This window comes from Mesorhizobium sp. M7A.F.Ca.CA.003.01.2.1 (genome assembly GCF_003998945.1).
GTDB lineage: Bacteria > Pseudomonadota > Alphaproteobacteria > Rhizobiales > Rhizobiaceae > Mesorhizobium > Mesorhizobium ciceri.
On sequence record NZ_RZRA01001424.1, the window covers coordinates 1 to 883 of the forward strand.

1 protein-coding gene is annotated in these 883 nt (G+C 60.8%); it reads right to left on the bottom strand.

The window, feature by feature from the left end; translation table 11 throughout:
* Nucleotides 1–883 (bottom strand): protein translocase subunit SecF (gene secF, locus EN969_RS33190; RefSeq protein WP_127419853.1); only part of this gene is annotated, 883 nt, incomplete at both ends.

Consider the following 883-nt stretch of genomic DNA (forward strand, 5'->3'; position numbering starts at 1 on the left):
GTTCTCGACAGCGTCTCGTTGATGGCGTTGTTCAGGAGTTGCGGCAGCGGCATGCGCTTGTATTTTCGCAGATCCTCTCGGACACGGTCATAGACCACGATCGTATCGTTCAGCGAATAGCCGATGATCGTCAGGATCGCCGCCAGTGACGACTGGTTGAACTCCAGCCCGGAGATGACGAAGAAGCCGAGCGTCATGACCACATCGTGCACCGTCGCCACGATGGCGCCGACCGCGAACTGCCATTCGAAGCGGAACCAGACATAGATCAGGATACCGAGCAACGCGATCAGCATGGCGATCGTGCCTTGCTTGGCGAGCTCGCCGGACACGGTCGGTCCCACCACTTCGACGCGGCGGAAGTCATAATTATCCTGCAGCTCGCCGCGCACCTTGTCGATGACGGTCTGCTCGGCATTTTCGCCACCATCCTGCGTCCCGACGCGGATCAGCACGTCGTTCGGCGTACCGAACTGCTGCACCTGGACTTCACCGATGTTGAGTTCGGTCAGCCGCGCGCGGAGGTCGGCGAGATCGGCATTGCCGCTCTTGGCCTGCACTTCGATCAGCGAACCGCCCTTGAAATCGATGCCGTAGTTGATGCCGACGGTCATGAACAGCACCACCGACAGGATCGAAAGTGCGCTGGACAGCGTGAACGTCCAGCGACGGATGCCCATGAAGGGGATCTTGGTGCCGGGCGGAACGAAGGTCACCGGCGCCTTCGGCAATTCCTTCGGGCGAGCACGCCGCAGCCAGATCGAGACCAGCAGACGGGTGAAGGTGAAGGCGGTGAAGACGGTCGTCAGAATGCCGATGGCATAGGTGATGGCAAAGCCCTTCACCGGCCCGGTACCGAGATAGAACAGCACCACGGTGGCGA